Origin of the sequence: Streptomyces sp. CBMA156 (genome assembly GCF_014596515.1) — a bacterium.
Taxonomy (GTDB): Bacteria; Actinomycetota; Actinomycetes; order Streptomycetales; family Streptomycetaceae; genus Kitasatospora.
The window spans coordinates 1-23518 of sequence record NZ_MSJQ01000080.1 but is presented as its reverse complement, the minus strand read 5'-3'; the positions used below and the strand labels follow the sequence as shown (position 1 = coordinate 23518).

22 protein-coding genes are annotated in these 23518 nt (G+C 72.6%); 13 read left to right on the top strand and 9 right to left on the bottom strand.

The window, feature by feature from the left end; translation table 11 throughout:
- Positions 1-482 precede the first annotated feature (482 nt).
- From BU198_RS06720 to BU198_RS06705, 4 genes are all read right to left on the bottom strand, one after another.
- Entirely contained in the window at positions 483-2156 is a 1674-nt protein-coding gene (locus BU198_RS06720; protein WP_188295927.1) for a hypothetical protein, read from the bottom strand.
- Positions 2153-3235 carry a polyprenyl synthetase family protein gene (locus BU198_RS06715; protein ID WP_317619999.1) on the bottom strand — a complete coding sequence of 361 codons (1083 nt, stop codon included), beginning with the start codon at positions 3233-3235 and terminating at the stop codon, positions 2153-2155. Before BU198_RS06715 ends, BU198_RS06720 begins: the two co-directional genes overlap by 4 nt.
- The gene (locus tag BU198_RS06710; RefSeq protein ID WP_188295926.1) at positions 3232-4560 is read right to left on the bottom strand and encodes a hypothetical protein; all 1329 of its coding nucleotides are present in this window, start codon (positions 4558-4560) and stop codon (positions 3232-3234) included. Before BU198_RS06710 ends, BU198_RS06715 begins: the two co-directional genes overlap by 4 nt.
- Positions 4561-4930: 370 nt before the next feature.
- Positions 4931-6157, bottom strand: a complete 1227-nt coding sequence (locus BU198_RS06705) for a hypothetical protein (protein ID WP_188295925.1) — start codon at positions 6155-6157, stop codon at positions 4931-4933.
- Between the two features lie 980 nt (positions 6158-7137).
- Here BU198_RS06705 and BU198_RS06700 point away from each other — a divergent pair.
- Positions 7138-7299: a hypothetical protein gene (locus BU198_RS06700; protein WP_188295924.1), complete on the top strand. Its 162-nt coding sequence runs from the start codon at positions 7138-7140 to the stop codon at positions 7297-7299.
- The gene (locus BU198_RS06695; protein ID WP_188295923.1) at positions 7278-8120 is read left to right on the top strand and encodes a hypothetical protein; all 843 of its coding nucleotides are present in this window, start codon (positions 7278-7280) and stop codon (positions 8118-8120) included. Before BU198_RS06700 ends, BU198_RS06695 begins: the two co-directional genes overlap by 22 nt.
- Positions 8121-8352: 232 nt before the next feature.
- Here the strand turns inward: BU198_RS06695 and BU198_RS06690 are convergent, their stop codons facing one another.
- From BU198_RS06690 to BU198_RS06680, 3 genes are all read right to left on the bottom strand, one after another.
- Entirely contained in the window at positions 8353-9390 is a 1038-nt protein-coding gene (locus tag BU198_RS06690) for an aldo/keto reductase (RefSeq protein ID WP_188295922.1), read from the bottom strand.
- 573 nt (positions 9391-9963) lie between these two features.
- Positions 9964-10443, bottom strand: a complete 480-nt coding sequence (locus BU198_RS06685; RefSeq protein ID WP_188295921.1) for an SAM-dependent methyltransferase — start codon at positions 10441-10443, stop codon at positions 9964-9966.
- 75 nt (positions 10444-10518) lie between these two features.
- Positions 10519-11880: a Tat pathway signal protein gene (locus BU198_RS06680; protein ID WP_188295920.1), complete on the bottom strand. Its 1362-nt coding sequence runs from the start codon at positions 11878-11880 to the stop codon at positions 10519-10521.
- A gap of 249 nt (positions 11881-12129) precedes the next feature.
- Between BU198_RS06680 and BU198_RS06675 the strand changes: the two genes are divergently transcribed.
- From BU198_RS06675 to BU198_RS06660, 4 genes are all read left to right on the top strand, one after another.
- A complete protein-coding gene (locus BU198_RS06675) occupies positions 12130-12660 on the top strand; it encodes a hypothetical protein (RefSeq protein ID WP_188295919.1) in 531 nt (176 codons plus the stop codon).
- A gap of 113 nt (positions 12661-12773) precedes the next feature.
- Positions 12774-13607, top strand: coding sequence for an ATP-binding protein (locus BU198_RS06670; protein WP_188295918.1), 834 nt, complete (start codon positions 12774-12776; stop codon positions 13605-13607).
- 170 nt (positions 13608-13777) lie between these two features.
- Positions 13778-14704, top strand: a complete 927-nt coding sequence (locus BU198_RS06665; protein WP_188295917.1) for an ATP-binding protein — start codon at positions 13778-13780, stop codon at positions 14702-14704.
- A 77-nt stretch (positions 14705-14781) separates the two neighbouring features.
- The gene (locus BU198_RS06660; protein ID WP_188295916.1) at positions 14782-15279 is read left to right on the top strand and encodes a hypothetical protein; all 498 of its coding nucleotides are present in this window, start codon (positions 14782-14784) and stop codon (positions 15277-15279) included.
- Between the two features lie 50 nt (positions 15280-15329).
- Here the strand turns inward: BU198_RS06660 and BU198_RS06655 are convergent, their stop codons facing one another.
- On the bottom strand, positions 15330-15812 hold the full coding sequence (locus BU198_RS06655; RefSeq protein WP_188295915.1) for a hypothetical protein: 483 nt from the start codon (positions 15810-15812) through the stop codon (positions 15330-15332).
- Positions 15813-15827: 15 nt separating this feature from the next.
- Positions 15828-17075: a helix-turn-helix domain-containing protein gene (locus BU198_RS06650; RefSeq protein ID WP_223244023.1), complete on the bottom strand. Its 1248-nt coding sequence runs from the start codon at positions 17073-17075 to the stop codon at positions 15828-15830.
- A gap of 495 nt (positions 17076-17570) precedes the next feature.
- Here BU198_RS06650 and BU198_RS06645 point away from each other — a divergent pair, with 495 nt between their 5' ends.
- From BU198_RS06645 to BU198_RS06615, 7 genes are all read left to right on the top strand, one after another.
- A complete protein-coding gene (locus BU198_RS06645; protein ID WP_188295914.1) occupies positions 17571-18029 on the top strand; it encodes a hypothetical protein in 459 nt (152 codons plus the stop codon).
- Complete coding sequence (locus tag BU198_RS06640; RefSeq protein ID WP_188295913.1) at positions 18026-18232, top strand: DUF5999 family protein; 207 nt, start codon at positions 18026-18028, stop codon at positions 18230-18232. Before BU198_RS06645 ends, BU198_RS06640 begins: the two co-directional genes overlap by 4 nt.
- Positions 18229-19182, top strand: a complete 954-nt coding sequence (locus BU198_RS06635) for an SAM-dependent methyltransferase (RefSeq protein ID WP_317619998.1) — start codon at positions 18229-18231, stop codon at positions 19180-19182. Before BU198_RS06640 ends, BU198_RS06635 begins: the two co-directional genes overlap by 4 nt.
- On the top strand, positions 19179-19868 hold the full coding sequence (locus BU198_RS06630) for a hypothetical protein (protein WP_188295911.1): 690 nt from the start codon (positions 19179-19181) through the stop codon (positions 19866-19868). Before BU198_RS06635 ends, BU198_RS06630 begins: the two co-directional genes overlap by 4 nt.
- Positions 19865-21964 (top strand): tetratricopeptide repeat protein, encoded by a 2100-nt coding sequence (locus BU198_RS06625; protein WP_188295910.1) that lies wholly within the window; start codon positions 19865-19867, stop codon positions 21962-21964. The genes BU198_RS06630 and BU198_RS06625 overlap by 4 nt, the downstream gene beginning before the upstream one ends.
- 33 nt (positions 21965-21997) lie before the next feature.
- Positions 21998-22954 carry a hypothetical protein gene (locus tag BU198_RS06620; protein WP_188295909.1) on the top strand — a complete coding sequence of 319 codons (957 nt, stop codon included), beginning with the start codon at positions 21998-22000 and terminating at the stop codon, positions 22952-22954.
- The coding region (locus BU198_RS06615) for a hypothetical protein (protein WP_188295908.1) at positions 22951-23518 on the top strand (568 nt) is incomplete at its 3' end. The genes BU198_RS06620 and BU198_RS06615, both read left to right, overlap by 4 nt.

Here is a 23518-nt window from a genome sequence, read left to right as displayed (position 1 = left end):
GTGGCGGCCGGGGTGGCGCCGGGGTGCTGTGGGCCCCCGCGGGGGCTGGGGCAGTCGGCCGTAGGCCGGCGCGCCGCAGCGCGGCGGGTGTCTGGTAGATGGTGGGCGTGGCGTCGTGAAGAGTCACGCCGTTGGGGAAGCGGACGGCCGCGGGTCGGGGGCGGCCTGGATTCCAGGCCGGCTGCGGCCACGGTCAGGGCACCGTCCTTGAGGTGCGTGGCGATCCGCTCCTGCAGGGCCTTGATGTCCATGGTGTTCCTGTCCGTCAGGCTGGGCCGGGCCGGCGTCTGGAGGGGGCCGGGTGCGGCGGGCCGCAGACCCGGGCATCCGCTCCGGCACGAGGCGGCGGCCTCGCGTGGCACGCCTGCGCCGAGGCGGGGACGGATACGCGAGCGCAACTGCCGCCCGCCGACCGGCCGGCGGGTCGGCGGGTCGGGCCGCACGCAGCGTGGCCGTGCGGCCGAGGTTCGGGCCCGCAGGTGCTATTCGGGTTTGTCGAGGCGCTGGGCGATGCCGGTGCGGGCGACCTTGGCCAGGGCCTTGCCGATCTCGGGGCGCCTGTCGTCGAGGGCCTTGTTGAGGCCCGCCAGGACGCGGTGTTTCATGTCGGGCTGTTCGAGGGCGTCGTTCGCGTATTTGTTCGCGATGACGGAGTTGGTGAGGGCGACCGTGATGGTCAGGTCGTCGTCCTTGGCGTCCAGGCGGACGGATTCGACGGTGACGGAGAGGTGGTCGAGGTCCTCGCCGCCGAAGGACAGCTCGGCACTCAGGGCCGCGGGGGCCGCGGTGGTTTTGTGGATGCCGGTGAGGCCGTGGCCGTTACCCCAGTCGCAGGTGAGGCTGCCCTCGGCCTTCCACGGCGGGCCGGGCACGGGTGGCTTGCCGGGCAGGGTCGCGAGGTTGACGGTGGCGCTGATGCGTCCGCCGTCCAGGGCGGCCTGCGAGACGGGGACGACGGCGTTGGAGAAGCCCGTCACGGTGCCGTCCAGCGTCACGTTCTCCAGGGGGTGCTTCTCATACGGCGCGCCGAGGGCGATCTCGCCGACGGTGAACTGCTCCAGGGTGTAGGGCTCGAGGACGGGGTCGCTTGTGCCCGCGATCAGGGCCGGCAGGTAGAAGGGGGAGTTCTCGTCGGCGAGTGCGGTGCGCAGCCGGTCGAACAGGTACTGGTCGACGACGGGGTTGGTGGCGCTGGAGTCGGAGGCGAGGGTGCCGGTGACCGGGCCCATGACGTGGTCGAGGGCGGTGGCGAGCTGGTCGGTGAGGGCGGTGGAGACGGCGTTGAGGGTGTCGGCGGTGTTGAGGGCGGAGGAGAGGGCTGTGGTGAGTTTGTCGCCGCCGACGTCCTTGTTCTTGAAGGCGTCGACGGCCATGTCGTGCCAGATGCTTTTGAGGTCCTCGAGGGTGCTCTGGTCGATGGTGAGGGATGCGGGATCGAGGGTGTAGGTGGGGAACTGGGAGGAGCGTCCGCGGGGGGTGATCTTGTCGATGACGACGGTGAGGGCGCGGGAGGACGCGGTGCCGGTGACGGCTGTGTGGAGGTCGATGTCGGCGGCCAGGTCGGTGACGGCGAGGCTGAAGGCGCCGGTGCCGGTGACGTGGTCGACGGGCCATTTCAGGCCGGGTACCTTGCTCTGGGTCTCGGCCTGTTTGTTGGTGGCCTTGTCGACCCCGCACACGTCCTGGTCGAGTTGGTAGTGGCCGACGATGACGATCTGCTGGGGCAGCGTCGGGTCCGTGAGGGTGCCGAAGGTCAGGGGCACGGTCATGCTGTAGCCGGTGGTGGTCTCGGTCAGGTGTGTCGGGTCGCCGGCCTCGACGTTCTCGAGTCCGGTGATCGTGACCTTGGAGAGCGCCAGAGAGGGCTGCGGGGAACTGGGCAGCGGGACGCCCTTGAACGCGCTGGCGTCGATGGGCGGGTCGGCTTTGTCGGCCACGGTCACGACCGCCTGGTACCACTGGTCGGCGATGTTGGTGGGGGTCACGCCTGCGTCGACGGTGCCCAGGTTCCACGCCTCGGCGGTGACGGGCAGGAGCTTCGTACCGCCCTTCACGGTCGCGTTCGTGAGGAGTTTGGGGAGGCTGTGCGGGTGGGCGGGGTTGTTCAGGCGCGGGAGCATCGTCGCCGCGATGAACTCGATGAGGGCCGTGCTCATGCCGGGATCCGATCCGTTGCGGCGTACTGGTTCTGGTACTGGGGGTGCGGGGGGCGGTCGACGACGTCCAGGGCGATCTCGGCGAGGGCGTCACGGTAGCAACCGGGCGCGAAGGGTCGCAGGTATTCGAGGGCGTTCAGGGCCTGGGTGCGGGCCTGGGCGTAGGCGGTGGCGCAGGCGCCGGTGGCCCGTACGGCGGCGCAGGCCGCTCGCAGCTGATCGTCGTCATGGGGGGCTCCGCGCAGGATCCGGGTGGCGGGGTGGTCCGGGCCCAGTTCCCGGGCGGCGTGGATGAGGGGCAGGGACCAGCGGCCGCGGGCGAGGTCGGTGCAGGAGGGTTTGCCGGTGGTGCGCTGGTCGAGGGTGAGGTCGAGGATGTCGTCCATGACCTGGAAGGCGCGCCCCAGGCGGCGGCCGTAGAAGCCGGCCCGTCGGGCATCGGCGGTGCGGCCGCCGGCCAGGGTGATGCCGGCCTCGCAGGCGAGGCCGAACAGGACGGCGGTCTTGCGTTCGATGGTGCGCCAGTAGTGGGCGAGCAGGGTCTTGGTGTCCCAGGCCGCGTCGGTGCGTAGTTCGTCGAGTTCACCGCAGCAGACGCGGAAGGCGGTGTCCAGGACGGTGCGCACGAGGTCGATGTCGCGCTGGGCGTCGATGCCGTCGACGAAGCCGCGGATGGCCTGGACGAACTGGAGGTCGCCGATGAGGACGGCGGTGTGGGTGCCGCGCGCGGCGTTGACGGACGGCAGGCCCCGGCGCAGGCTCGAGTCGTCGACGATGTCGTCGTGGATCAGGGTGGCCACGTGCAGCATCTCCAGGCTCACCGCGCCGTTGACGACCTTGTCCGCCAGCGGCTCTCGGCCGTGGACCATGCGCGCGGCCAGCAGCAGCACCATCGGGCGCAACTTCTTGCCACGCCGGTGCAGGGCGTGCTCGGTGGGGGTGAGGTACTCGGCCTGCGGGCGCAGGGCCTCCTCCAGGACCTGCTGGTAGCGGGCCAGGTCCTCGGGCAGCAGGGTGCGCCACAGCCGTTCCAGGGTGTCGGCCCCGGCGGCCGGCGCGCGGTCGGGGCCGAGGATCACTCGCTCTCCCGGGCCCGGTCGCCGCCTGGTGCGGAGGGCGGGGCGAAGGAGGGCTGCGCGGTGCGGGCGGCGACGGCGACGCGTTCGGCGATCGCGTCGCGCAGCAGGACGGTGATGAAGCGCATGGCCGTGATGCGGGCCCGTGCGACCTCGGCGACCTCGCCCTGCCAGGCACTGTCGTCGAAGTCGAGGACCGGCTGCGGCACATGGGCCTGCACCCGGACCGGCCGGCCGTCGGTACCGTCGGTGGGGGTGGCGGTCACGGTGGCGCCCTCAAGCCGTGCCTGGAACGTGCCCTGGTAGTAGGCCTCACCGGCGGGGGTGAGGGCGGCGGCATCGGCGGCGAGGATGGCGGCGCGTCTGCGCTGGATGTGTCGCAGGTCCTCCACGTCCAGGCCCGGCGGCAGGGCGCCGGGGCCCTCGTGCTCCACCCGGTCCAGGTAGCGGTCGGGGTCGAGATAGACCTCGTCGTCGACGCCGACGATCGCGGCCTTTGCCGTGGGCTGGGCGTTCTTGACCGTGTCCCTGATCTCCTGCGCGGTCTTCGGCGCGATGGTGTCCTTGGTGTTGTCCGTGTCCTCGACGTGGCTCCTGAACGTTTCGGCGGCCGCTTTGGCCCTGTCGTACTTGTCCTTGTCCTTGTCTGCTGCCCCGCTCTTCAGATGGGCCAGGGCGGTCATCAGCGACCAGTGCTGCGTGAACGCGTTCTCGTTGTAGGTGACACTCGCCCCGGTGCTGCTGGTGTAGGCGGCCGTTCGGTTGACAGGCTGGGTGTCGGAGGCCATCGCGTCGTGGGTGTCACCCGCCATCTGGGCGGTCACCCCGTCGGCCTCCCAGCCGTTCATGTAGTTCTTCTCGAACGCCTCGTGGAACGTCTCGTTGTGCTGGTAGTAGGTGCTGACGAGCCGGAAGCCGTTCGGGCTACCGGCGGCCAGCTTCTGGCGTTCCGCGCGTGCGGTCTCCAGATGCTTCTCGTGAGTCGTGTCGTCGAGGTTGGGCACCGCGGGGCGGCCTGGGGACGCGGGGGCCCGGCCGAGCGGGGTGAGGCCGCCGCCGGTATCGAGCGGGTTCTCCCGCTCCGGTCGCACGTCCAGGCTGTAGCGCCCGCGCAGCACCAGGGGCGGCAGCGGGTAGGCGACGACGCCCTCCTGCCCGGTCGGCGCGGCCGGCCCGGGCTCGCCCTGCGGGGTGAGCGTCATATCGCCAAGACGCAGGCTCAGCACCACGGTCGGCGCGAACCGGTGGCCGGGCGGCAGCACCACCCCCGAGGCCAGGGGAAAGCTCGGGGTGTCGGGCAGACGCAACACAGCAGGTGTGTCAGGCATGGATTCTCCCAGGGAGATCGAGGAGCGAGCGGGCACCGGCAGTGGTGCCGCCGACGTGCCGACTGCCCACACGCAGCCACGAGACCGGTGAGCTACCCGGATGCTCCTCCGAGGGCGTGTCCCTGCCGGAGACAAGGACACGGGTGTGCGTACCCGATCCGAACGTCTTGCGACGGATCCGCCCCGGGTGTGGCCTCAGGCCACAGGAACACGTGCGAGGACGGGCCGGCCGCAAGACCGCGCGGCCGACGCCCCCACAAGGTGGTGACGATGCGACGCGGTCGATCGCCCGCCGAAGCGGTCCACCGTACGGAGCGCAGGAGAAGCCCCTGGCACGGTTGCGGCTGCGTCGGCGGTGTGAACCCACCAGTCACTTCACCTTGAGTGCTGCCCCGACCACCAGATACCCGGGCGCGCCGTCGACAGACTCAGGTGACAGCACCACCGTGATCTTCCCGGAATTCACCTCCAACGGCAGCGCAAAGTCCAAGGTATATGTCTGGCCGCCGTACTTGCTTTGCACTGCATTGTAGGGATCTCTTGTGTGGCCATTGTTCATGATGGCTGCGAGATTATAGTCCGCGGTTCTATCCGATTGGGGCTCGTAAGAAGTGTCGAAGGAGGGAATGCCGTCGATCTTGATCGTGACATTATTCTCCGTCAGTTCAGCGATTTCTACGGGGACGGGGAACGGAGCGGGATTGGTATGGGCGAAGCAATGGCCGAGACCGTCCACAGGCATCGAGGCGGTGACAACAAATTCCACGAACTCGATGTAGACGTCGATGACGGACCCGTTTTCCGGGGAAATTCTGACGTCCCTCAGGCCCGGGACGAACCTTACGTCGGCGTTGTCCTTGCTGTATTCTCCCTCTTGGCCCAGCCCCATATTTCCTTGCGCTTTTGAAACCGCACCCTTCACTAGGGGCGCGTACAGCGAAGAGTTCACGACGACCACGCAGTCCTTCGTCGGCAAATTGAGATTGACGCTGCTGATGTCGATGTTTTCGAGCTGCCCGACATCCGCTGCGCTGCCCGTCGAAGTGGCCCCCAGGATCAGATAGCCGCTGTACGTTCCACGGGCCTTCGGTAGCGATTGGGACTGCCCAATATTCGGGAGTCCGAACCCGGGCAGAGAGTCGTTCGCGGCCTTGATCAGCACTGGCAGGATCAGGGTCAATGCCTCCGCGTCCCAGGCGCTGAGCTTGGCCCCGCTCAGATCGGCCGCCAGCGCGGTCGGCTTGAATTTGTCGTGGTCCCGCGTCACGTCCATATAGACCGTGATGTCCACGCCGGTGACGCTGTCCTTGGAGTCCGAACCGACTTGGGCGGTGACCGCGGGAAGAGTGACCCGGATGACCGTTGAATCCGAGGACTGCGGAGGAGTGTTGCCGTTCGCGTCCGTGGCATTATCCCATCCGGGGTTGACGCCGGACTGGACGACGGCCACGGTGGGAGGCTTGGTGACATCCCAGCTCACGGACACCCCGCCCTGGCTGTCGCTCCCTTTGAACCCGTCCCGGTTCGAAGTGTAGACCGCGGTGATGCATCGGTTGAGCGCGTCGGCGTTGACGCCGACGATAACGTCCGAGTTCATTCTTGACTCCCGGGCTTGGTGTCCGCTGCTGGGCCTGTCCCGCACGGCACTCCATCTATTCCTGACGCCGAGACCACACCACACTCCTCCGTATTCAAACCATGCGAAGGGATGCCTCAGTTTCACTCAGGAGGAGTACCGACGCCGTGGTCGCCGACGGCGGCCCGGCCGACGTCAGGCCACGCTCACCCTGGCAGCCGCCGGGCGCCGCGTGCTGCTCACCGACGCGGGCACCGGTGCCCCCAAGACCGGGGAATCCATGGTGCCCGCTGCCCGAGTGATCCTCGGTGACCTCGGCGTCGACCACCGCCTGCCCGCCCGACCACCGGCCCGGCTACGGAACGCTGTCCGCCTGGGGGCCCCACCGGCCCGCACGCCACCGACTCATCCCCGACCCCCGCGGCCACGGCTGGCACCCGACCGGCCCGCGGTCGACCACCTCCTGCGTGCCCAGGCCCGATCCGCCGCAATCCGCGTCGAAGTGCGCACCACCGTCACCAGACCCACCCGCCATCCCGACGGCACCTGGCACGCCGCCCTCGCCCGCCACCTGGGCGCCCGCGCACGGCGCTACCACCGCCTGATCGCCATCCAAACCGCACTGCCCGCCCGCCCCGACGACCAGGAGAGCCTCTCCGTCGTCGAAGCCATACCCGACGGCTGGTGGTACACCGCGCCCCACCCGCCGCACCGGCGCACACTCGCCTGCTTCACCGACGCCGACCCCGCCCCACAGGCTCGACCCGCTTCGCCGCGTTCCTCCATCGCCTTCGCCGCCACCCGTCACCTCACCGACCGCGCCGGCGCTCTTCCTCCGCAGGCAACCGCGGCGCTGAACCGCAGCGCCGCGCACACCGCCCGACTGGAACCCCTCGCCGGCGAGGGCTGGATCGCCGCCCGGGGACGCCACGGCGGCCTACGACCCGATCTCCTCGCAGGGAGTCCTCACTGCCCTCTACACCGGACTGTGCGCCGGACGGGTGGTCGACGCCCGGCTGCACGGGGACACCGGCGCGATGGCGGACTACGGCGACCAGGTGGCCGAGGTGTTCAACGGCTACCGCCACGACCACCGGGCGGTGCACCAGGACGAGACCCGCCGGCAACGGCACCCGTTCTGGTGCCGGCGCCAGTCCCCGTAGCCACGGGCGCCGTCGACCTCCCCGCACGCCCCAACGGCCCCGACCCGCCCCCAACAGCCAAGGACCCGCCCCTGTCCCACCGCTTCATCCTGCTTGGCCAGAAGACCCTCCTCGCCTACCACTTGGGGCTCTTCCACGTCCCGGTGCACGCCTATCAGGTCACCCTCAGAATCGACTTCAGTTCCGCCGAGGTCCGCCAGGCCTACCTCGCCGACCTCGCCACTTCGGTCCCGGCCGGCAAGAAGCGCTTCTACTCCATACGGGCCCAGGGCGACATGTTCGACCTCACCGAGATCACCAGGAAGGACAATTCCCGGACCAGCTTCGACGTCGCCGTCGAACGCATCCTGGCCGATACCACGAGCGGTGACCGAGAGTTCGACCCTCTCAAGGACAGCCAGGGCAAAGACCTGACGACCACCGTGACCATCCAGCCCCAAGAATTGCTCTACTTCGAGCAGATCGGCACCGCGACCTCCTACCCCGCGCAGTTCACGGGCCTACTGACCGGCACCACCGACGAGACCTGCCTCGCCCACAAGCTCGCCAAGGCCGACCATTGGGACGCAGTCCTGACCGTCTCCGACCTCAAGCCCGCACCCTCCCAGGCGACGCTCGACTCCGCCCCGCTGGTCACCGTCCCCAAGGTAGCCGACACCCTCACCGGCGACCTCAACACCCAGCAGAGCCAGTTCACCACCGGGAACACCTACGACAGCAGCCTCACCTCCCACGCGAACGGTGCCACCGGCAGCGCGCTGTCCTTCACCGCAGGCGCCGAGCACTGGTGGAACAGCACCAGCCTCAACACCGCGACGTAGACGGCACACTCCCACACCCCACCCAGGTGACCACCGCCCGATCCCACCGCGTTGCTGCGGCCTCGCCACGATCACCCCCATGGCCCGGGCGGGTCAGCCGGGGTCTCACCGATGTACCCGTGAGGGAAACGATCTACAAAGGAACGGGAACCGCCTCCGCACCTGTCCTGCTGAAAGCGCTGGTCAGCGGATTGTGTCGGTTCGCCTCAGAAGTTTGGGAGTCGCTGACCGTTCACACCCTGTCCTGACGGACGACTCGGGCCGTGCTCGACTGGAGCGCCTCACGCAACGATGTGTAGGCCGCTGCGATGGCGGCCTCGTCCTGCGCAGACAGCTCCAGATCCAAGCTGGCGTAGTTCGTTGCGACGTGCTCGGCCCGCCCGTACCCGGCGACCACCGCGGTGTGCGGTCCGCGGGACAGGCAGTACCGCAGCGCGGCCTGCCCAAGGACGGCCGGGTGGCCGCCGAGATGGCGGCGCAGCGGCTCGAGTGCGCGAGCGACGACCGCCCTGGTCCCGTTCCCCCGTGCCGTATGCCCCTCCGCACGACGTGGTGTCCCCACCAGGAGCCCACCGGCCAGAGGCGAGGTCAGGAGAACGCCGGCGCCCTGCCCGACCGCTCGGGAGAGCAGATCGCTCCCCCCGGTGTCCGGGAGGGCCGCCAGCGGGGTCAGGGCGTTGAAGGGAAGCAGGACGACATCGGGCCGGATCAGGGTGAGCAGCTCGTCGAAGCGTTCGTGTCCGACCGCGTCCGGCGCCGCAGCCGGGAAGCCGTGCGGGCCGACGAGCCCGATCGCCCCGATCATGCCCAGATCCTTCATCGTCCGCAGGACCTCGATCGTCGGCCCCAGGTAGCAGTCGCTCGGCCCGAAGTCGCAGGAAGCCAGTCCGAACAGGTCGACCTGTTCCACGCACAGGTTCTCCAGGCTCTGCTCGAGCTGATGCCTCAGGTGGGGTCCCGCGTAGGGATGGGGCGCGGATCCCTTGTGCCCGACCCTGCTGCTGACCTTGAGCGCGACCCCCTGTCGGCGGTACTCCCGGACCACCTGGCCGATCAGCCGCTCCGCGTGCCCCTCGGACGACCCGTAGGTGTCGGCGACGTCGAAGAAGTCGGCCCCCAGTTCGACAGCGCTGCGCATGCCGTCCAGCCACTCGCTGTCCGTCACCGGGCGCGACGCCGGCAGCGCTCCGATGGAACGGCATCCCACTCCGAGCGGATGGATGGCGAGGCCGGGCGCCAGATGACGAGGCACGGGGTCCAGACGGCCCATCAGGTCGCATCCGCCGATCGGAAGAACACCGTCACGGTGGCGCCCGCCGGACACACGGGATCGACGCTCCACCCCGTGGAACAGGCGTCCACGAGGGCCAGACCGCGGCCGCTCTCGGCCATCGATTCTCCGTCCACCGGCATTCCCTTCAGAACCTCCTTGATCCGTTCGCGCGCAGCCTTCGGACCTCCACCGTGCCCCTGTCGGCACGGCATCACCAGGCCGCCAGTTGGCCATCTGGTGGCCATCTCGGTCCCGAGCCGGACCTCAGTCAGGTTCCGAACCCGGACAAAGCTGCCCCGCGGTCCCCGAACGTGGCCACGAGATGGCCACTCCACGGCCTGGTGATGCCGCCGCGCCCGGGCCACGGTTGACCTGTCCCCGAGGCCGCCCACGGCTGTGCCTTGACGTCTCCGAACTTTGGATCCCCCGATGACACTTCGGCTCTCCGCGATGCGGCCCGTTGGCGGCTGTGGCACGACGCCCCCGTCGTGCCACAGCCGCCAACGGGCCGCCACCCATGCCGCGAGGCGCGCGTGGGGTCACGGTCCGGTCGGGGGTGGCGTCCATATGTCAGCGGGGCCGCCGATTGGCGGCCTGCCAGTAGTCGGCGAGCATTTCGCCGGGCCAGGCAGGTTGGGTTACCTCTCCGCGCGGACCCATCTCGCGGAAGACCGGCGCGATGTCGATGACCGGGGTTCCGTCCACCGCGTCCAGGTCCGTGACGTGAATGTCGCGCCCGTCGACCTGCAGGAGGCGCGGATAGGAGATGGCGAGCTGTGCGGGGCGGCGGTGATTGCGGTGGGCGAACGTACCGCTCTTGGGCCAGCGGGGGTTGCCGCGCGGGCTGCGGGCGTGCAGTTGCACGTCGTCCGGCGTGGCGAGGTGGAAGTGCCACAGAACCTGGAGGTGCGAGAATTCATCGAGGCCCAGGAGCGTATCGAGGGGGAAGCGTTCGTCGAGCCGGATGACCGACTCGACGCCGCCCTGATAGTCGTCGGCGACCTTCCGGTGACCTCCGACCACCACGGCGACAGGTTCGACCGTGAGCATGCGATTCTCCTCCCCGGTCCGCAGGATTCCGCAGCCGTTCGGTGGCCGCTCCCCCGGACGCTCGTCGAGATGCGGTCAGCCTATGGCCCGGAGGACTTCGCGGGCACGAGTGTCCAGCTCGGCCGCGACACTGCCGCCCCGGCCACGGACGGGGGAGAGGGCGCTGCGCATCTGCTGGACGATGTCGCGGGTCCGACCGGACTGGATGCCGGCCATCGCGTCGAGTGCGGTGTGCCAGGTGGAACACGCCTCGTCGATATGACCGCGCTGGGCCTGGACCGCACCGAGGTAGCCGAGCGTCACGGCATGCGTGCGAGCGGAGGCCCGCTGCCGGGTCCGGACGCTGCGCCGCATCTCCTCCTCCGCGCCACGCAGGTCTCCCAGGGCCCGCAGGGTCAAGGCCGTCTCGTGCGCCAGGCTGGCCTCGGCGAAGAAGGTGACCCGGGCCGGTTCCCGGTCCTTGGCGCAGTCGGCGGCGGAGAGGTCGTACTCGGCGCGGTGCAGTGCCGCCAGCGCGTCCGGCTTGCGCCCGGTAGCGGCAAGGGCGCGGGCGTGGACGACTCCCAGCAGCGAGCGTTCCCGGGGGCTCGCGGCCGTGTACCGAGGGGTGTCGACGGACGCATCGGCGAACCGCAGGGCGATTCTGGGGTGGCCGAGGTCGAGCGCCTGGTGGGCCTGGGCGCGCAGGATGTGACCGGCGAGCGCGGGGTCGTCCGCCTCAGCGGCCAGCGCCAGCGCCAGGCTGAAACTCTGCTGAGCGCCGCCCTGGTCACCGCCGTCGAACGCCATCCAGCCGTCGAGGTAGGTGAGTTGGCCGGCGGCGGACAGCAGGTCGGTGCGCACCCGCTCGCTCGTAGGGCGGCTGGCGAGGAAGGCGGCGACGTCGGTGCCCAGGTAGGCCCGCAGGGAGGTGCGGCCGGCTCGTCCGCCCAGCCGCTGGTCCTGACGGGAGTAGAACTCCGCAGCATCGCCGAGGGCTTCCACGTGCGCCTCGGAGACCGTCAGAGCGGCAGCGGGCGCCCGTGTTCGGGCGTGGGCGCGGCGGTCACCCCACCAGGCCGTGCCGGGAACGGTGGCTGCGAGGGCGGAGAAGAGGAGCGGTCGGCGACCGAGCATGTCATCCCTGAAGTTCGCGAGTGCGGACACGGGGTCGCTGTCCCACGTGGTCGTGTCCTGGCCGTGATCGGTGAGACCGATCTCGGCCGGGCTGACCGGGCGTCCAAGTCCGCGGGACAGCGCCTCGCACAAGATAGCGGGCGCCTGGCCGCTCGGCCTCGATCCGCGGAGCCACTGCGAGATGTGGGACCGCGTCACCGAGAGCAGTTCGGTGGCCCCCGATTCGGCCGCCGTCCGGCGCACCTGGGCCGCGACGCGGTCCTGGGACCAGCCCAGTTCCCGGATCACGGCCTCCAGGTGCGTGTTGCGGACCAGCGCCACCTTGTGCTCCCTGCGCTCGAAACGATCTTTAGCGGCGTTAGCGGCATCCGTTCCGCCTCAGGTATTCACACCGGGCGTGACAGGCGGTTCGCTCACTGTCATGAAGATATGGCCTGCCCGGGCATTGCGGAACCCGCTTCTGCGGACACCGCCTGCTATCGGGGACCAGCACCTTCGAGCATGCGAAAGGGATCTGACGGCCCGTCGGGTCGATCCTTCCCCGCAGACGACTGTCCCGGAGTGACGACGATGACCGATTCGAGCCGACAGGTGGTGCCGCGACACGGGCGCACCATCGCGGACTTCCTGAGGCGGGGCCGTCCGGCCCTCGCCACCGGAGGCCGTGTTCAGCTCCAACCGGCGTTCGACGGGCGGGTCGTCGGCGCGGACGTGATCGGCGAGGCACCGGAGACGACGCTCGGTGCTCTGATCGCCACTCAGGTCCTGCGGGCGGCGCGAAGGACCGCGGACGCCGAGGCGGCGGTCGTCGACGGCGGCGGGCACCTGAGGCGGGAGAAGGCCGCTGACGCGAGCGAGAGCGCGGCCGTGATGCTGCAGGAGATCGTGAGTGTGCACGGCTGGCCGTGTGCCGCGCTGGTGGGCGAGGAAGCCGCTGAGGCGGCGGTGCTGATCGCGGCGCGGGCACGATCCGGGCAACGCGAACAGCTGACTGCTGCGCTGGCACGGGCCGTGCACCTGGGGGCGGTGCCCGCCTGGCACCTCCAGCGTCTGGGGGCCGTGGTCGCGAGCGGTCTCACCGGGACGAGGGCGGCGGCATGACCCGCAGGTCCGGTCTGCCCCGGTTGCGCAGGCGACGCGGAACGGCCTACGTAGTGGCGCCGGCGCACCGGCCGCACGAAGCGGAAGCCGCCGCGCGGGCGGTCGAGGAGTTCGTGCGTACCGGTCTGCCCCTCGTGGTGCAGGCCGCCGAAGACATCGAAACGCTGCCGGTGCCGGACCGGTGGGAGCCGGGGCCCGGCACCGAGCCGGCGGTCGGCCAGCTGACTGCCGCGCTCAACAGGATTCGCACCGCGGCGGCCCTGGACGTGCTGTTCGCCGTGCGGCCGATGCTCGACGTCCTGGTTGGGCAACTGCCGTCCGGGGCGGGGGTCAGCCGCTTGCTGCTCCTGTCGCCTCCGTCGGCGGTGATGCTGCGGTTCGCGGTGCGGGCCGCGGTCCTGGCCGGCGGGGGCTGGCCGGGCCTGCACGGCGAGGCCGCGCCACTCGGCCGCATCGCGCTCGCGGCGCTGGCCGGCGTTGACGGGGGCGACCGGGTCGAGGTCGTCGTCCAGTGCGAGCGGACTGTCGCGGCCCGGGCGGTGGAGCCGCTGCTGGCCGCGCTGGCCGAACTGGCCGACAACGCGCTGCGGGCCTCGGACGGCACGGGTCCGGTCGTGGTGGTGACCGGGCAGCCTGCGGGCCGGCTGCTGCCGGTGACAGTCACCGACACCGGCCCGGGCATGGACGCCACCACACTGGCCCGCACCCAGGCTCTGCTCGCGGACCGCCGGGGCGTCTACACCGCATCCGCCGCCGTACCCGCAGGCGGTCTGGGGCTGAGGTTGGTCGCGGCGGCCGCGGACACCACCGGCCTGGACGCCGTGGTCGACTCGGCCCCCGGCCGGGGCACCACCGTGCGACTTCTCCTCCCCGCCCATCTGCTGAGCGACCCCTCCGATCCCGCCACGTGTGCCGACCCCCACACCCACACCCCCGCACCCCACTGAGCCCGAAGGAGTACCACAGTGACCCCCACCTCCCGCCCCGTGCCGGGCCCGCCCGCGCGACTGCCGCGCCCGCACGCCACCCGGCGGCAGGAGCGCCGCGCCGCCCGCTCTGCTGCGCCCCGAGGACGTCGGGGGGCCCTCGGCTCCTCGGCCGCGGGCAGGGTGCGGTGATGGCGGTGTTCTCTCGGGCAGGCCGTCACCGCGGCACCGCCGACGTCATGGCCGTCGTCCGCAAGGAGGCGCAGGACGCAGCGCAGGCCCACTTCGTCAGCACCTTGCTCCCTCAACTGCTCGACGCTGTCGAAGCCGGGTTCCCACCGCAATTCGAAGGGGCACCACCCGTTGTCTCGCGAGCCGCGAACCTGGTGCTCGCCTTCGCTGACCGGTCCAGGCGGCAGGCCGCCCAGGACACGGCGGCTGCCGTGCGGCCGGTCCTCGAGCAGATCAACCGCCAGGGGAGAGAGCTGGCCGCGGCGCAGCGGTCGGTCGTCGACGCGGATTCGATGGCCGCTCTCTACCGGGCGGACCATGCCAACGCGCTGGCCGCTCGCTTCGCCGTCCGGCTCACCGTCCTGGCCGGTGGTCTCTGGCCGGCCCCTCGCCCGCAGCCGGCGACACTCGCCGAGGTCGGTCAGGCCGCGCAGGGTCAGGTGGCGGACTACGAGCGGGTTCAGGCCGGGGGCACCGCGGACCTCACCGTGGTGCCCGAGGCCGTCGTACCCGTCGTCGCTGCGTTGGCGGAGCTGCTGGACAATGCGCTGTCCCATGGTGGCCCGCAGGCGCAGGTCGTCCTGGAGTGCTCGGCGCAGCCGGGCAGTGGTGCGACGTGGCTGGTCGTCACGGACACCGGCCCGGGCATGTCCGAGGCGACCCTTGCGGCCGTGCGGCGGGTCCTGGACGGCGGCGGCCGCGTCCCGGCGGGGACGCCGTGGTCCGGCCACGGGATGCGGCTGGTCGCGGCGGCTGCGCAGCTGGTGGGACTGAGGGCGGCTGTCAACAGCGCGCCCGGGCGAACGACCGCCGGCGTGCTGTTGCCTCCGGAACTTCTCGTTCCGCCACCGGCTCCGGCCGGTTCCGTCCTGCGCCGTCTCCAGTGACCATCCCGGCCCGAAGGCCCGGATCCGCCTGCGGCCTGTCTCGCCATCCAGCCCCTGCAATTCATGAGGACGATCCGATGACCTCCCACAGCACCATGTCCGGCCGGGCCGTCGACGGCCGACTGCGCGGCCCGCTCCTGACGGCGTCGCCGGAGAGCCCGAGCGCGGTCGCGGGCCGTGCCGGTGTCCCGGTGGCGCTGCTGGTGTCGGCGACCGTCGCGCGGACGGGTGTGCGGGTCTCCGGGAACAGCGGAACGCTCGCCGTCACCTGCTCGTACCTGGATGCGAGTTTCACCCGCGTCGAGCAGGCCGCACCCGGGCGCGGCCCGGAGGCGCTGCTCGCGAGCGTGCTGCCGGGAGTCCTGGCCGGCGAGGCGCGGGTCTTCGTCGAGAGCAACCTGCAACCGGCGGTCGTGGCTACGGGCGGCGGGTGGCGGGCCTATGCGCTGGAGGTGCGGGGCTGGTTGCTGCTGGCGGTGGTTCCGGACCGGCCGGGTGTCGGTTCCGCCCCGCATCTGCACCTGGTCAAGCCGGGTGTCGGCCCTTTCGGGTCCGCTGTGCAAGAGGCGATCTGATGGAGGTTGTTTCGGGGGCCGCTTGGCCGCTCGCCTCTGTCTCGCCGTCCTCAGCGAGTCGGCCGCGAGGCACCGTCGGGCCAGAGCACCAGGGTTTTGACTCCGACGCTGTCGGCGTGGGCGACGACATCGGCGGTTCCGCCGTGTCCGCGGGCGGGGAGGCCGTCCCACACGGCGAGGAGCACGTCACAGTGGCCGACCAGGATCTCGCCGGCTGCCATGTGGGCCTGGCCGGTGGAGTCGGTGAGGCCGGTCGCGTACACGTCGGCGGCGCGGGCCAGCAGGCGGTCGTAGTCGCCGTGGTGCCATGCCGGGAGGCCGGTTCGGTAGTCGGCGGCGGGGACGATGACGATCAGGCGGCCTCCGCGGTCGAGAACGAGGTCGGCGAGCCAGGTGTCGGGACCGTCGGCGAGGCAGGTGACCGCGTCCAGGCTGCGGCCTTCGTAGGTGTCCAGGACCTGTGTGAGCAGCGCCGTGACCTGGTGCCGCAGGCGTTCGTCGAGGCCGCGGTGACCGGTGATGCCGATACGCATGGGTGTTCGCTCCTGCTAGAGGTAGGCGGTGTGGAGGCGGTCGTCGAGGGCTCGTACGACCGTGGCGGTGCTGGTGCCGGGGATGGTCCGGCGCAGGGCCCGGGCCCGCTCGACGATGCGCCCCGACCCGAGCTGGAGGCCGGTGTCGAGACCGCGGGTGGCCAGGTCGACGCCGGTGTCGTAACGGCCGACGCTCAGGTGCGCGGCCGCGAGGTCGAGCAGTGCGAGCGCCTGCTGCTTGGTGTGGGCGGTGACCGGGACGGCGGGCGCGTGGCTCAGGGTCCAGGTGGGACGGCCGAGCCAGGCACCGCAGGTGGCACGGGTGGCGTTGACCTTTGCCTCGTCGAACGGGAAGACCCACGGCCACGGCGGCGCAGCAGGAGGGGCCTCGCCGGTGGTGCCGGCTGCGAGGGCAGCGCTGTGGATCAGGGCCTGGTCGCAGGTCTCGGGGTCTCCCGCGGCCGCGTGGCCGAGAGCCTCGGTCGCGCAAAGCCAGGCGTCCGCGACGGCCGGGGGGCGGTCGGTGAGGACCGTGCGGGCGCGGTGGACGAGGGACAGGCAGGTGGCGCCGTTGCCGAGGTGGGCTTCCATCTGCGCGAGGCTGCCGATCTGGTAGGCGAGCAGGAGGGGGTTCGCTGCGGTCCGGGCCGACGTGATGGCCTGGCCGTATGCGGCGCGGGCGGAGCCGTGGTCGGCCATGTCCCACGCCAGCCACGCGGCGAAGCTGGCCGCCTCACTGGCCGCGGCGGCGAGGTGGCGGTGCTGGTCTGCGGGCGCCGTGACGCTGATGGCCTCGATCAGCCGCAGATGGGTTCTGGCCGGGGCGATGAGGTCGCGGGCCGGCGTTGCGGCGTCGAGCCGGCGGTAGGCGCTGGTCGTCACACGCAGGGCCGCGGCCTGTGTCCCGCCGTCGGCCGGGACGGGCAGGATCGGTGCGGCGGCGAGCGCCACCGCACCGGCGAGGAATGCCCTTCGCTCCACTCTTGGCTGTCCGTTCCCTCGTGCGGCGTCCGGTGCGGCCAGGCCCACCAGGCGCAGCGGAATGCCGAGGTTCTCTGCGGCGGTGCGCAGCAGGTCCATGGGGTAGGACCGGTCGGTCCGGTTCTCGATCAGCCGGGACAGTGTCGAGCGGTTCACGCCGCAGGCCGTGGCCACGCTGTCCTGTGTGCGTCGCTGGTCGGTGCGCGCTTCCCTGATCACGCGGCCGAAGTCGCCGTCCCGGGAGGCCGCCAGGGCAGCCGCCGTCGGATTCCACATCGTCATCTCCTCGGAGTGTACGCAGTGCCGGCCCGCGGGGCGGAGACCGTGGTGCTGATTCCGCACCACGGCGTGCGGAAACAGCCCGGCCCTTGGTCTGCGCCCGACAGTGGGTCGTTGACTTGCCGTCAGAACGCGGACGGTTTGGGCCCTGCACTGGTGCCGCTCCTTTCCCACGCGTCCCGGAGGGGTGGTGACCGATCCGAGCGGTACGCGGGCGTCCCGACCGGCCCCGCACCGTCGGCGCCGGGCGGCGTCCGAGAGCGGTGGCCGTCCCGCTCGGCGTGGCCAAGCCGGCGGGTTCCGGCGGGCGGGGTCGGTGGTCGTGCCCGTGGCGGCGCCCGAGACGCGGTCCGGAGACCGCGCTGCTCACCGCGTTCGTACGCGTTGCCGGCATCGGCGCCGCAGGGGTCCACTGCGCCCGGCCCGTCGGCGCTCCTGACCCCCGGAGGCCTGTTGTCCCTGCCCGTCCCACTCGTTCCCGCCCCCTACGGAGGTCCGGTGCCCCTCACCGACATCACGGCCCGCACGGCCGGCGCTCCCACCACCGCCACGCTGCCCACCGGCCGCCCCGGCTGCCTGGTGATCGCGCTGCTCGACAGTCACACCCGAACGGCGACCGGGACCACCCGGACGGTTCCGGGCGTGCAGTGCACCACCTCCTACCCGGACGGGTCCTGGGTCTGCGTCCGGCTCGGGACCGCCGGGTCGCAGGCCCTGGCCGAACTGGCCGCAGCACTGCTGCCCGAGGGCGCGGCCGTGGCCGGGTTCCTGAGCATCGACGGCCACCTGGTGGCGGCGAAGGAGCGTCGAACCGCCTGGTGGGCGGTGCGTGCTGCCGAGCAGCACGGCCGGACGTTCGTCACCCTCACGCCCTCCCGCGCACCCGGGATCCCCCGTGTCCGGGTGATCCGTTTCACCGACGTTGCCGTCACCGGGACGAGCGGGGACCTGTCATGAGCTGTGACCACCGCCCGCCGTGCCCCGACGCCGCCGCGCCTGACGCTTCTGCGGCAGTCGCCCTCGCGTACCGCCCCGAGCAGGGCTGGACGTTGCTGTGCAACGGCTCCATCCAGTTCGACGACACCGGTGCGTGTCTGCCCGACGGCCGCACCGTCGCGCCGCAGGACCGGATCCGGGATGCCTGTGAGCGTGCCGCGTGAGCCGGCACAGCGCACGTCTGGGACCCGCCCGCCGACAGGCCGGCCCCGTCAGGGCCGGGTCGCGGCCACACGCGGCCGTGCACGTCGCGCAGCCGGCGGCCCCCGCCGACCGAAGCCGGGAAGGGCAGTGGTGGCAGCGGTCCCGGTCGGAGGACTCGCTCTGGCCCGGGGTCGGGGCCCATGCCGCCGCGTCCGCGCGGGTGTCCAACCGGCTGCTGGGCGGCAAGGACCATTTCCGGGCCGACCGGGTCGCCGCCGACCGCCTGCGCGAGGCGGACCCCGCCTGGTCCGACACCGCAAGGGCGGCGCGCCGCCGTGTGCTCGAGGTCGCCGGCTGGCTCGCCGCACACGGGGGCGTCGGCCAGTTCGTGGATCTGGGCTGCGGCCTGACCACCGGCGACCACCCGCAAGCCCCGTGGGAACTGCGTCCGCTGCACGCGGCCGTCCTTCCGGCCGCGCCCGGCGCGCGGATCGTGTACGCGGACCGGGACCCGATGGTCCTGGCCCACGCCCGTGCCCTGCTGCACACCCCGGTGCCGGGACGCGCACGGCACCTGGCAGCCGACCTCGCCTCGCCGGGCCCGCTCATGGAGGCGCTGCTCGGCCCGCAAGCCGCTCTGGACCGGCAGCGGCCCATCGCCGTGGTCCTCTCGGACGTCCTCCACGAACTGGCGGACCACCAGACCGGACGGCTGCTGGAGGTCCTGCGGGAAGGTCTGCCGCCCGGCAGTCGACTCGTGGTCTCCCACCGCCACGGCGGTAGGGATCAGGGACGACGTGCGGCAGTGGCCGCGGCACACGCTGGGTCGGGGCTGGCGTGGCATCCGCGCACCGGCCGTGACCTCGAAGTGCTGGCCGGCGGCTGGCGAATTGCGGACCTGTCCACGGCGGGTGTCCGGGCCGCGCACGGATACGCCGTGATGCTGCTGGAGACCGGGGGCTCGCGGTGACCACCATGCGTCACGGGGTGCCGGCGGTGACGCTCTGGTCCGGGGAGCCGTGCACCGGCGAGCTGGTGCTGCACCACAGCGCACCGGACGCGTTCCGGCCCGGCCGGGTGACCGGGATCGGCTACGCGGACGAGACCGCGCAGGACCGAGACGAGATGGGCGTGCTGATCCTGCGTCACCGGCCGAACCCCGGCGAGGGCACGCCTCTCCTCAAACTGGTCCACCCGGCCCGCCAGCACGCCTCCATGGCCGACGAGTTGTGCCAGGGCTGTGGTGGAGCGCCGGACCGTACCGCGGAGGGGACACTGTGGCTGATGCCCCGGGACGAGGACGCGCCGCAGGGGTGGCCGGAAGGGGCGGTGGTCGAGCACCCGCCGATCTGCCTGCCATGCGCGCTGCGTTCACGCGATGCGTGCCCGGAAGGGCGGCGCCTCGGCTGGACGGCGGTCCGCGTCGGGGACAGCGACCTGTGGGGTGTCGCGGGCCCGGTGTTCGCCGACCGCGGCGGCCGGCCGGTGAAGGCCGGCTACTCAAAGCTCGGCTACGACGATCCGCGACTGGGCTGGATCACGGCGAGCAGGTGGCTGCGCACGCTGTGGGAGTGCACGCCCGTCGACCTGGACGCGCAGGCCCGCCGTGTCCCGGCCGCCGGCAGGACCGAGCCGACCGCGGGGGCGGTGCGGTGACCGCGAACACGATCACCGGCGGTTCCCGTGTGGCCGGCCCTGTCGTCCAGGCCCACAGCATCCACGACATCCACTTCCATCCGGCACCCGAGGACCACTGGGTGCGCCCCGACCAACTGCCGCGGCCCGTCCCGCTGTTCGTCGACCGGGACACCGAACACCGGGCCGTGGCCGACGCTCTCGACCAGGGCCGGGTCCCGGTCCTGGTCGGAGCGCACGGCGTCGGCAAGACGGCCCTCGCGGCGCGGGTACTGCGCGGCCTCCACCAGCCGGGCGGCTACCTGGCCGCCGACCTGCGCCCGGTCCACGGCGACGGGAACCGAGCACTCGGTGTCCTCGGCGGGTGGCTTCGCGCACTCGGCGCCCCCTTGGTGCCCGACCGCCTCGACCAGGCCCAAGGCCTGTGGCGGACCCTGACCTCGGCCCGCCGTCCGGCGGTACTGCTCGCCGGGGCGTGCGACGACGCCCTGGTGGGTGACCTCCTGCCCGCCGCCGACTGCCCGGTGGTGGTGACCGCGCCCGGCCACCTGCCCGGCCTGGTACCGCACGGCGCCGTGCACCTGGACCTGGGCCCGCTGCCGAGCGGGGACGCCGCGGCCCTGCTCGTCTCCCTCGCCCGCCGCGAACCCGCAGACGGCGAACAGGCGGCACTCACCCGGCTGGTGGAGGCATGCTCGGGCCTGCCGCTGGCCATCGGTCTGGCCGCCGCCCAGCTCCAGATCGACCCGGACCTCAGTCCCGCCCACCTCGCCGCCAGCCTGACCGGACCCGCTCCCGACCACCGGCCCCACCACGTGGGAAACGTCGTACACCGCGCCCTCGACCACACCTACAGCCGCCTCGACGACACCCGCGCCCGTGCGTACCGCGCCCTCGGGGCACTGCCGGCCGTCCCCGTGGACTCCGCCCTGCTCGCCGCCGCCACCGACACCACCGTGACGGCAGCAGCCGCGCACCTGACCGCTCTGGAGCGCCGCCACCTCGTCACAAACACAGGCGACGGCCCCGACGGACCCCGCTACCGGCTGCCCGGCCCGGGCCACGACCACGCCGCCCGCCTCGGGGCCATCGTCGACGGCGACGCCGCACCGGCGACCGTACTGCGCGCTGTGCGGTGGTGGGTCCGCACCGCAGAGGCGGCCGGCACCCTGGCCAGCGCCCGCCGCACCCTCCTGCCGCCCCGGCCCGCCACCGACCACCCGCCCTTCACCGACGCGCGGCACGCCCGGACATGGCTCGACGCTCAGCACGCACTGGTGCGCCCCCTCCTGGACACGGCCGCCCGTGCCGGGCACCACGAACTGGTGTGGCGCGGCGCGCTCGCCCTGTGGCCGCTCGTCCTGCGCCACCGGGACTACCCGCTGTGGCTGTGGCTCTACCGGCTCGCCCTCGACGCGGTACGCACGGACACCGGCGCCCCGCCCGCCGCACTGCGCGAGGTCCTCAACTCGCTGGCGATCGGCCTCAGGGCCGTCGGACGGCACGACGAGGCCCTCGCCCTGCTCCACGAAGCACTCACCAGCGCCGACAACGACCCGCACCCCGACGCGGCCCTGTCCCGGGCGCAGCACCTGCACGACATCGGCGCCACCCATGCCGCCGCGGACCGCCCCGCTCAGGCCCGCGGCCCGCTCGAGGAGGCGCTACGCCTGCGCCACGAGCTCGGCTACTGGCGGGGCGTGGCACTCACCCAGCTCGTCCTGGCCGGCGTCCACGCCGACGTCGGCGCCGTCCGGGCCGCCCTGGTGCTGCTGCGCCGGGCCCGCACCGCGCTGGCCGGTGAGCCGCTGGAGGCGATGCGGGCCCTCGCCTGGACCGGGCACGTCCTCACCCGCGCCGGGCACCCGCTGCTCGCCGGTCAGGTCCTGCGCGTCGCCCAGGCCGACGCCGAGACGCTGGGGAACGCCCTGTGGAGTGCCCGGCTGCTCGAGTGGCGCGCACTCGCGGCTGAGGCCGCGGGACGCCCGGGCGCCGCGCGGCGGCTGCTGAGGGCCTCACACGCCGCCTACACGGCGGCCGCCTCCGCCTCCGACATCCGGCGGCTGACCGTTCATCTGGACCGCCTCGACAGCCCACCCGGGTCCCCGACCCCCTGATCCGCTCCCAAGCCCCTGATCCTGGAGTAGCCCGTGTCCCGCTCGTCCCCCGCGCAGTCCGGCATCCCGGCCGCCTGTGTGCCCTCGCCCGGCGCGGACGGTCCGCTGCTCGACCCCGGCCCCGCCGTGCCGACCGCCGAGCGGGCCCGGGCCGTGGCCGAGGCCACCGGACTGCCGGTGGCGGTCCTCGACGGCCACATGGTGCCGGTGAGGATCGACGCCGGCAGCGAGCCGGTGGACGGCCGGTGCCGGTTCACCGGCGTCACCGTCCACTACGACGGCGTCTCCGTCTCGGTGCGCGCCCACCACCCTCTCCCAGGGCCGGCCGTGGAGCCCGCCGATGCCCGACAGGCCACCGCCGGAGGCCTGTTCGCCGACGGGAGACTGGTCGTGGACGGGGTGACGTACCTGTCTGTGGGCTGCAGGGTCCTGCCCGGCGGGCCGGTGCGGGCCTGGACGGCGTGCGCGGCCGGCGGCTGGCTGGTGACGGTGCGCGGCTGCCCGGACCGCACCGGTGTGCGGCTCCTGCACGCCGAGGCGGCCCCCGGCCCCGGACGTCCCGTCCCTCACCCGTCGCACGACGCCACCGCTCCGGTGCCGGTCCTCGACGGCAGGGGCACGCCCCGCATCGCTCCCGTCACCGGCACGGCGACAGGGTGGTGCAGCACCTACGCCGACGGCACCCGGCTGTGGCTGCTGACAGGACGGCTGCCGGCGGACACCGCGGCGCGCCTCGTGCTCGGGGACGGGCCGGTCGCAGCCGGACCGGTGACCTTCGTACGGGTCGGCGGCCGCACCCGGCCGGCGCAGCAACGCCGGACCGATCACCTCGGTGCGCGGGTCGTCGACCTGCAGGGCGCCGCCGGCCCGCGCACGCTGGTGCTGGTCACCTCCGGGCACCCGCAGGGCCCCGTTCCCCGGATCCTGCTCACGCCGCCGCCCGTCGGCGGCCAGGGCGCGGCGGTGCCCGGCGCCGAGGACGCGCGGTGACGGCCCCGCGCGGCGGTCCGCCCCGCGGCGCCTCCTCGGTGGCGCTGGCCCGGCAGCTGGCCGGACCGCTGAGCCCGCAAGGTATCGCCCGCGCCCTGGCCTGGCCCGCCTCCCGGGTGGAGAAGCTGACGGAGATCCTCCACCAGGCCACGGGCGCACGCACCCGCCTTGAGGTGGTCGCCGACTACGCCTGGGCCGGACACCTGAGCCCGCGGCACCTCGGGGCCGAGGACCTCACCGCGGTGCGCGCGCTGCCCGCAGAGGGGCGGCTGCTGCTTCGGCTGAGCGCCGCCGGACTGGACGACCGGGCGGTCGGCGCCGAGATCGGCGCCACCACGGCAACGGTGCTCCGGCGCCGCCGGGTGCTGCGTGAGGTCCTGGGAGTGGACAGCGACCACCAGGCGGTGGGACTCGGCTGCCTGGCCGGCATCGTGCGACACGCGGACATGCCCGGACGCCGGTTCGCGCGCGCGGTCGTGCCGGTGCCCGAGCCCCTGCGGGTGACGGCGGCACTCGCACGACGGCACCTGGCCGCCGAGGGCCGGGCACTGGCGGTGGTCCCGC

Excerpts from the sequence above, each read along its gene's own strand:
- BU198_RS06720 (WP_188295927.1), bottom strand. The coding sequence starts at position 2,156 with ATGAGCACGGCCCTCATCGAGTTCATCGCGGCGACGATGCTCCCGCGC.
- BU198_RS06710 (WP_188295926.1), bottom strand. The coding sequence starts at position 4,560 with ATGCCTGACACACCTGCTGTGTTGCGTCTGCCCGACACCCCGAGCTTT.
- BU198_RS06705 (WP_188295925.1), bottom strand. The coding sequence starts at position 6,157 with ATGAACTCGGACGTTATCGTCGGCGTCAACGCCGACGCGCTCAACCGA.
- BU198_RS06690 (WP_188295922.1), bottom strand. The coding sequence starts at position 9,390 with ATGGGCCGTCTGGACCCCGTGCCTCGTCATCTGGCGCCCGGCCTCGCC.
- BU198_RS06685 (WP_188295921.1), bottom strand. The coding sequence starts at position 10,443 with ATGCTCACGGTCGAACCTGTCGCCGTGGTGGTCGGAGGTCACCGGAAG.
- BU198_RS06675 (WP_188295919.1), top strand. The coding sequence starts at position 12,130 with ATGACCGATTCGAGCCGACAGGTGGTGCCGCGACACGGGCGCACCATC.
- BU198_RS06665 (WP_188295917.1), top strand. The coding sequence starts at position 13,778 with ATGGCGGTGTTCTCTCGGGCAGGCCGTCACCGCGGCACCGCCGACGTC.
- BU198_RS06660 (WP_188295916.1), top strand. The coding sequence starts at position 14,782 with ATGACCTCCCACAGCACCATGTCCGGCCGGGCCGTCGACGGCCGACTG.
- BU198_RS06655 (WP_188295915.1), bottom strand. The coding sequence starts at position 15,812 with ATGCGTATCGGCATCACCGGTCACCGCGGCCTCGACGAACGCCTGCGG.
- BU198_RS06650 (WP_223244023.1), bottom strand. The coding sequence starts at position 17,075 with ATGACGATGTGGAATCCGACGGCGGCTGCCCTGGCGGCCTCCCGGGAC.
- BU198_RS06640 (WP_188295913.1), top strand. The coding sequence starts at position 18,026 with ATGAGCTGTGACCACCGCCCGCCGTGCCCCGACGCCGCCGCGCCTGAC.